This window comes from Brooklawnia sp., assembly GCF_049651565.1.
GTDB lineage: Bacteria > Actinomycetota > Actinomycetes > Propionibacteriales > Propionibacteriaceae > Brooklawnia.
Map to the genome: position 1 here is coordinate 1 of NZ_JBASCI010000104.1, position 7901 is coordinate 7901.

Here is a 7901-nt window from a genome sequence, read left to right on the forward strand (position 1 = left end):
TTGAGGTAGCGTCAGACATGGGCCTTGTTGTTGCTGGATGGGATTCGACACCCACATCCTCGCGGCGACAAGGCTCCTCAACGCTCAGCCCGCGCCGTCACCCACCCACCCTCGATTGGGAAGAGCCCCATACGCTCCACTGGCCGAGGAAGTTGGCAAAGCCGCCCGCCCAGGAGGGGAACGAGATGACCGCGAGGATGCCGAGCAGCACCGGGAACCAGTTCTTAGGTCCGGGGATGATCTGGCCGAATCGGGCGAACGGGCTCTCACCGGTGAGCGTGATGTATCGGGTGCCCGAGTACACCGCGACGCCCTTGAGGACGGCTGCGGCCAGGAACGTCCACAACAGGACGTAGCCGAATACGGCGCCCCCGCGCGAGGCGAAGAAGATCTCGCCCGACCCGATGGATGCCGAGGCCATGATCAGACCAGGGCCCAGGTACTTGAACATCCCCAGCGGGCTGCCCGTCTTCAGATCTTCGGGCGCAGCCGGCATTTCCAACTGGGGGAGGTCTTTGATGTGATCGCTCGCGTGAACACTGCTCATGCTCAACAACTCCTCGCGCAGACGGAATTGGGGGTGTCGGTGGCCGGCATCGGCTGGCATCCGACTGTGGTCGATATCGACCATATTCAATGCCTCTGAGGTCGTACAGCCTGCCTGGCAACCGTCGGCCTGAACGTTACCGAACTCTTAGGGGTCCACCCGCCAGCTATCGACTGGTGATCGTGGCTGAAGCGGCTCTCAACAGCCAGGTCCCGGGGTCGTGGAGGATATGCGATAATCGCAACGTCAAGCCGACCATCCGTCTTTGCTGGCCACGAGCCAACGTGGGCCAGGTTCGAAGGGGCAACCATGCGCGTATCCATCACCGATCTTGACCATGACTCCTACGCAGTCGAGCAGGGCGTCGCCGAGGCCGAGGGCGTCGAGTTCCACTTCCTCGGCGGCGGCAAGGACGCCGGACTCGACCCGCGCGTCAAGGGCAGCCACGGGCTGGTCGTGCAGTACGCCGACATCACCGCCGAGGTGATGGACTTCCTGCTGCCGGAACTGAAGGTGGTCGGACGCTACGGCGTCGGCGTTGACACCATCGACCTGGACGCCGCGGAGGCGCGCGGCATCGTGGTGGTGAACGTGCCCGACTACGGCACCCAGTCGGTGGCCGACCACGCGATCACGCTGGCGGTCGCGGTGGCCCGCAACCTGCCCACCCTGGACGCGCAGGCCCGCAGGTCGACGATGGACCTCGGCCCGGCGATGCCGATCCACCAGTTCGTCGACATGACCTTCGGCGTCCTCGGGTTCGGCGCCATCGGGCGCGCCTGCGCCGAGAAGGCCCGCGGCCTGGGCTTCAAGACCCAGGTCAGCGACGTGATGATCCCCGCCGACACCACCGAGGTCGACGGGTTCGCGGTGGTCAGCCAGGCCGAACTGCTGGCCACCAGCGACATCATCAGCGTCCATATCCCGTTGATGACGTCCACCAGGCACCTGTTCAACGACGAGACCTTTGCCCAGATGAAGGACGGCGCCATCCTGGTCAACACCGCCCGCGGCGGCGTGGTCGACACCGACGCCCTGGTCCGCGCTGTGGAGTCGGGCAAGCTGCGCGGTGCAGGCCTGGACGTGCTGGAGACCGAGCCGATCCCCGCCGACGCCCCCGTCACCAAGCTCGACCGGGTCATCCTCACCCCGCACGCCGCCTACTACTCCGAGGAGTCCTACTACCAGCTGAAGCGGCGGGTCATGCAGAACGTCATCGACGTGCTGAAGGGCCGCGAGTGCAAGAACATCGTGGTGCCGCGCAACAGGTAATGCGCTGTCGCGGCCGGGGCATAGGGTGAAGCCCATGGGACGACTTCACGGCCTGCGCAAGAGCTATGAGAGCGACGAACTGAACGAGGCCGACACGCTGTCGGAGCCGCTGGCCCAGTTCCGCAAGTGGTTCGAGCAGGCCGAGCAGGCCGGGGTGCCGGAGCCGAACGCGATGACCCTGGCCACCGTCGGGGCCGACGGCCGGCCGTCCACCCGGGTGGTGCTGATCAAGGACGTCGACGAGCGCGGCATCGTCTGGTACACCAACTACCTCTCGCGCAAGGGTCAGGAGCTGGCGGCGAACCCATTCGCGGCGCTGCAGTTCCACTGGGTCGAACTTGAGCGGGTGGTCCGCATCGAGGGCCGGGTCGAGAAGGTCGATCCGGCCCAGTCGGACGCCTACTTCGCGGTCCGTCCGCTGGACTCCCGGATCGGGGCGTGGGCCTCGCCGCAGTCCCAGGTGATCGCGAGCCGCGGCGTCCTGTTGAAGAACGTGGCGGAGGTGACGGCCAGGTACGGCCTGAACCCGCCGCGCCCCGAGCACTGGGGCGGCTACCGCCTGGTACCGGACGCCTGGGAGTTCTGGCAGGGGCGCAAGTCCAGGCTGCACGATCGGATCCACTATCGGCTGATCGACGGGCTGTGGCAGCGGGAGCGGTTGGCACCGTGAATTGCCACCCCGGACAGATCTGCTTGAATGGTTTCATGCGAATTGGAATCGGCAGCGACGGTTCAGGCTTCGGCCTGAAGGGTGTCGTCGTGGAACATCTGAAGCAATCCGGCCATGAGGTTGTCGACTACGGACCCGGCGAGGGCGAACAGCCCGAGTACTCCGCCACCTACGCCCGCAAGGTCGCCCACGCGATCCGCGACGGCGAGGTGGAGCGCGGCGTGCTGATCTGCGGCACCGGCATCGGGATCTCGATCTCGGCCAACAAGGTGCGCGGCATCCGGGCAGCGGTCTGCTCCGAACCGTTCACGGCCCGGCACACCCGGGAGAACAACGGATCCCAGATCATCGCCTTCGGCGCCTTCGTGGTCGGGCCCGAGATGGCCAAGTCGATCGTGGACGCCTTCCTGGGCGCCGAGTTCAAGGGCATCAACGGCGGCGAGTTCGCCGAACGCTTCGCCAAGATCGCCGCCATCGAGGACGAGGAGATCGCGCTCGCCGACCAGGCCGCGCAGGCGTGACCCCTCCCGCACCACCCAACTGAATACGGGGACCGCGTCCCCGGAAGGAGCCACAGGTCAAGACCATGTCGGTCAGCATCTGGATAGTTCTGCTCGCCATCACGCTGGCCTTCATGGGTGCTGTGGTGCAAGGCGTCATCGGCTTCGGGATGGGGGTGCTCGCCTCCCCCATCCTCGCGCTGGCCGAGCCGTCCCTGGTACCGGTCGCCGCGATCCTGGGTTCGGTCGCGATGCCGGTGTTCTCGCTCATCGACGAGCACCGGCACCTGGACTGGCGGGCGGTCGGCTGGGTGATGGCGGGCACCGTCCCGGCCACCGCGATCGGCGTCTGGCTGGTGGCTACCCTGCCCACCCGGGCGCTGCAGGCCACCATCGCGATCATCGTGCTGGCCATGGTGGTGCTCAACCTGGTGCGGATCAGGATCAGCCTGAACGCCGGGACGCTGATGGCGACCGGCTTCATCTCGGGTGTGTCGGGTACGGCGTCCGGCATCGGCGGGCCGCCGGTCGCCATCGTGCTGGCCAACGAGCACCCGGCCACGGTGCGGTCCACCCTGGCAGCAACCTTCATCTTCGCCACCGCGACCTCGCTGACCGGTCTGGCGTTGGGCGGGGCGATGACCAGTCACGCGGTCTGGGTCGGCCTGGCGATGATCCCCGCGACCATTATCGGAATGATCACTGCCCGGCGGCTGCGGGGACGGCTGAGCCCGCGAGCCTTCCGCAGCGGCGTGCTGGTGCTGTCGAGTATTGCGGCGACCCTGCTGCTCGGCCAGGCGCTGCTCTGACAGGCCCCTTGACCTTGTTCGGTGACTGATAACGAGCCGACCGTCTTCGCTCATGTGCGCGGACGCGACCGCGAGCGTGTCGGCTGGATCCGACTGACCCAGGACGACCGCTACCTGGCGCACGACCTGCTGTGGCGTCCGGCGGGTGGTGCTGCCGAACCCGACCGACCTGCTTCGGCCGGCTGGCTGACCCGGATCGCCGGGCGGCCTACTGCGCCAGTTCGGCCAGCAGCACCGCCTCGGCCCGGCACGACGCAGCCCAGTCGGGCAGGTAGAGCGACTCGTCGATGCCGTGCATCCGGCTGTCGGGGTCGGCGACCGCGGTGCCGAGGATGCCGGCGTCCGGGAACGCCCGCTGGAACTCCGCGATCATGCCGATCGTGCCGCCGGTGCCGATCAGCAGCGGTTCGGCGCCGTAGGCCGAGCGCCAGGCCCGGTTGGCCTTCTCGGCCAGGTCGTCGCTGAGTTCGATGATGCATGGCTCGGCGCGCTCGGCGTTGGTGACGCTCAGCCGGGCCCCCCACTCGATGTGCGATTCGAGGTGCCGCTTCAGGCACTGCCAGGCGTGCTCGGCGGTGTCGCCGGGAGCCACCCGCAGCGACAACCGGGCCTTCGCGGCCGGGATCAGGGTGTTGGACGACTCGGCGATCGGGGTGGTGTCCAGGCCGATCACCGAGATCGCCGGCTTGGTCCAGGTGCGGGCGGCGATCGGCCCGGTCCCGATCGGCTGGACGCCGTCGAGCAGCCCGGACTCGGCCCGCACGTCGGCGTCCGGGTACGACTCGCGCAGGGCGGAGTTGTCGACCAGGCCGGCCACGGCCACGTCGCCCTGCTCGTCGTGCAGGGTGGCCAGCAACCGGCACAGCGTGGTGAGGGCGTCCGGGACAGCGCCGCCGAACTGGCCGGAGTGGACCGGGTGCGCCAGCGTCCGCACCTCGACCACGCAGTCCACCACCCCGCGCAGGGTGGTGGTGAAGGCCGGCACCCCGGCGGCCCAGTTGCCGCAGTCGGCGATGACGTAGAGGTCGGCCTCCAGGTCGTTCCGGTTCTCGGCGAGAATGCGCGCCAGGGTCGGTGAACCCATCTCCTCCTCACCCTCGATGAGCACGGTGACGTTCACCGGGGGCTTGCCGTCGTAGGCGCGCAACACCGCCAGGTGGGCGGCGACGCCGGCCTTGTCGTCGGCGGTTCCGCGGCCGTACAACCGGTCACCCTTGCGGGTTGCGGCGAACGGGTCGGCGGTCGTCCACAGGGCCGGGTCGCCGGTCGGCTGCACGTCCAGGTGCGCGTACAGGCAGACGGTCGGCAGGGCGGGGTCGACGTCGAAGTGGGCGATGACCGCGGGCTGGCCACCCGATTGCACGACCTTGACCCGGTCGCAGCCGAGCATCTTCAGGTGCCCCACCACGGTGTCGGCGGCAGCCGCGACATCACCGGCGTGCTCGGGCTGGGAGCTTATCGAGGGGATCGAGACCAGGTGGACCAGGTCGTCAAGCACCCCGGGCAGCACGGCATCGACACGTTCATGGATCGCGGCAACATCAACCATGGGCTTGACCCTACTCGGCCGCCGGCCGATCGGACCTGCGGGTGCTACCCCATCGCGGCCGGGATCGGCGCCTTCCAGACCTGCTCGAGCTGCTCCAGCGGCAACGTGAACAGCCCCTGCACCTCCAGCTCGCGCTCGCGGGTGACAGCACCCAGTTCCGCGGCCGGCAGCCAGTGCTGCCCGGCCAGGGTGAGGAACTCCTCCAGCCTGTTGACCGGGACGGCGACCACGGCGCGGGCCGGGGTCTCACTGAACAGCATTGAGGTGGCGTCCAGTCCCTCCGGCAGCCGGACCGACGCGCCGCAACCGTGGCGCAGGCAGGACTCGACCAGCGCGACCCCCAGCCCGCCCTCCGACAGGTCGTGGGCACCACGGACCAGCCCGCGGGCGGCCGACTGGATCATCACCGACGCCAACGCCCGCTCACCGGTGAAGTTCGGGTACGGCGGCAACCCGCCGAGGTGCTGGTGGATGACCTCCGACCACGCTGAACCGCCCAGTTCCTCCTTGGTCTCGCCGAGCAGCAGGACGACGTCGCCGGGCTGGGTGAAGCCCATCGGGATCCGGGTGCGGACGTCGTCGATGACGCCAAGCATGCCGACCTGCGGCGTGGGCAGGATGTTGCGTCCGCCGGTCTGGTTGTAGAAGCTGACGTTGCCACCGGTCACCGGGGTGCCGAGCGCCAGACAGCCGTCCACCAGCCCCCTGATCGCCTCGACGAACTGCCACATGACCTCGGGATCCTCCGGGGAGCCGAAGTTCAGGCAGTCGGTGACCGCCACCGGCTGGGCGCCGGTGACCGCGACGTTGCGGTACGCCTCGGTCACGGCAAGCTGGGCGCCCAGGTACGGGTTGAGCTGGCAGTAGCGTCCGTTGGCGTCGGTGGCCAGCGCGATACCGAGGTTGGTGCGCTCGTCGATGCGGATCATGCCGGCGTCGTCGGGTTGGGCCAGCACCGAGTTGCCGCGCACGAAGCGGTCGTACTGGTCGGTCACCCAGCTGCGATCGCACAGGTTCGGCGACCCGACCAGTCGCAGCAGCGTATCCGCGAGCTGCGGCCCTTCGTTGTGGCGCGGCAGGTGGTTGGCGTGATCGGCATTGAGGCCGTCCAGCCAGTTGGGACGCGCCTGCGGCCTGTCGTAGCTGGGGCCCTCGTGCGCGACCGTCCGCGGGTCGACGTCCACAATGCGTTCGCCATGCCAGTCGATGAACATCCGGTCGCCCTCGATCAGCTCACCGATGACGGTGGCCTGCACCTCCCACTTGACGCAGATCTCCATGAACCGGTCGACGTCATCGGGTTCGCAGATGGCCATCATGCGTTCCTGCGACTCGCTCATCAGGATCTCTTCTGGGGTCATGGTCTGGTCGCGCAGCGGCACCCGGTCGAGTTCGCAGTGCATGCCACCGTCTCCGGCGGAGGCCAGTTCGCTGGTGGCGCACGAGATGCCAGCCGCGCCCAGGTCCTGGATGGCGGTGATCACCCCGGCCGCGAACAGTTCGAGGGTGCACTCGATGAGCAGCTTCTCCATGAACGGGTCGCCGACCTGCACCGCCGGACGCTTGGACGGCTTGGTGTCGTCGAAGGTCTCGGAGGCGAGGATGGACGCGCCGCCGATGCCGTCGGCGCCGGTGGCCGCGCCGTACAGGATTACCTTGTTGCCGACGCCGGTGGCCTTGGCGAACTTGAGGTCCTCGTGCCGCATGACGCCCACGCACAGGGCGTTGACCAGCGGGTTGTCGTAGTAGGTGGGGTCGAAGTAGACCTCGCCGCCGATGTTCGGCAGGCCGAGGCAGTTGCCGTAGCCGCCCACGCCGGCGACCACACCGGGCAGCACGCGTCCGGTGTCCGGAGCGTCCAGCGGGCCGAACCGCAGGCCGTCCATCACCGCGATCGGACGAGCACCCATCGCGAGGATGTCACGCACGATGCCGCCGACGCCGGTGGCCGCACCCTGGTAGGGCTCGACGTAGGACGGGTGGTTGTGCGACTCGGACTTGAAGGTGATGGCGTAGCCCTGGCCGATGTCGACGGCACCGGCGTTGTCACCGATGCCGGCCAGCAGCCGACCGCGGGGGGTGGTCTGCGGTAGGGCACTGAAACGCTTGAGGTGGATCTTGGAGGACTTGTAGCTGCAGTGCTCCGACCACATCACCGAGTACATTGCCAGTTCGCCGCCGGTTGGTCGGCGACCGAGCAATTCGCGGATCTGTTGGTACTCGTCTTCCTTCAACCCCAGCGCAGCCCAGGGCTGGTCCAGTTCGGGGGTGCGCCGGGCGTTCTCTACTGTGTCGACCACGCACAAAGGCTATCCGAGGAGGGTTTCGTGGCATCCGCCGGTCAGTACAGTGGGCGAATGCTCTGCCTGGACGCCGGCCAGACCGGCTGCCGTGCAATGCTGGCCGACGCGCCAGAACATGTCGTGGAGTTGGAGCCGCTGGTCACTGACCGCCCGGTGCTCGAACAGTTGGCTGATCGAGTGCGGGCAGGGTTGGCGGCGTTGGGGCCGGCGCGGGTGGTGGCGATCGGCTCGTCCGGCCTGCCGGGTGTCGG

Annotated in this window: 8 protein-coding genes; 5 read left to right on the top strand and 3 right to left on the bottom strand. The window is 68.3% G+C overall.

Annotated elements, in window-relative coordinates; genetic code table 11:
* Positions 1 to 97 precede the first annotated feature (97 nt).
* Positions 98 to 631 carry a hypothetical protein gene (locus tag WBL05_RS04775; RefSeq protein WP_424224097.1) on the bottom strand — a complete coding sequence of 178 codons (534 nt, stop codon included), beginning with the start codon at positions 629 to 631 and terminating at the stop codon, positions 98 to 100.
* A 225-nt stretch (positions 632 to 856) separates the two neighbouring features.
* Between WBL05_RS04775 and WBL05_RS04780 the strand changes: the two genes are divergently transcribed.
* The 4 genes from WBL05_RS04780 (at position 857) to WBL05_RS04795 (ending at position 3798) form a co-directional block, all read left to right on the top strand.
* Positions 857 to 1819 carry a C-terminal binding protein gene (locus WBL05_RS04780; RefSeq protein ID WP_424224098.1) on the top strand — a complete coding sequence of 321 codons (963 nt, stop codon included), beginning with the start codon at positions 857 to 859 and terminating at the stop codon, positions 1817 to 1819.
* A 34-nt stretch (positions 1820 to 1853) separates the two neighbouring features.
* Positions 1854 to 2489: a pyridoxamine 5'-phosphate oxidase gene (gene pdxH, locus WBL05_RS04785; RefSeq protein WP_424224100.1), complete on the top strand. Its 636-nt coding sequence runs from the start codon at positions 1854 to 1856 to the stop codon at positions 2487 to 2489.
* Positions 2490 to 2524: 35 nt separating this feature from the next.
* Positions 2525 to 3010, top strand: coding sequence for a ribose 5-phosphate isomerase B (gene rpiB / locus WBL05_RS04790; protein ID WP_424224101.1), 486 nt, complete (start codon positions 2525 to 2527; stop codon positions 3008 to 3010).
* Positions 3011 to 3075: 65 nt separating this feature from the next.
* Positions 3076 to 3798 carry a sulfite exporter TauE/SafE family protein gene (locus WBL05_RS04795; protein ID WP_424224102.1) on the top strand — a complete coding sequence of 241 codons (723 nt, stop codon included), beginning with the start codon at positions 3076 to 3078 and terminating at the stop codon, positions 3796 to 3798.
* A 208-nt stretch (positions 3799 to 4006) separates the two neighbouring features.
* Here WBL05_RS04795 and WBL05_RS04800 read toward each other — a convergent pair whose 3' ends face one another.
* Positions 4007 to 5347 (bottom strand): M20/M25/M40 family metallo-hydrolase, encoded by a 1341-nt coding sequence (locus tag WBL05_RS04800; protein ID WP_424224103.1) that lies wholly within the window; start codon positions 5345 to 5347, stop codon positions 4007 to 4009.
* A 44-nt stretch (positions 5348 to 5391) separates the two neighbouring features.
* A complete protein-coding gene (purL, locus tag WBL05_RS04805) occupies positions 5392 to 7647 on the bottom strand; it encodes a phosphoribosylformylglycinamidine synthase subunit PurL (protein WP_424224104.1) in 2256 nt (751 codons plus the stop codon).
* Positions 7648 to 7704: 57 nt separating this feature from the next.
* On the opposite strand from purL, the gene WBL05_RS04810 reads away from it, so the two are divergent.
* A partial coding sequence (locus WBL05_RS04810; RefSeq protein WP_424224106.1) for a hypothetical protein occupies positions 7705 to 7901 on the top strand: 197 nt, incomplete at its 3' end.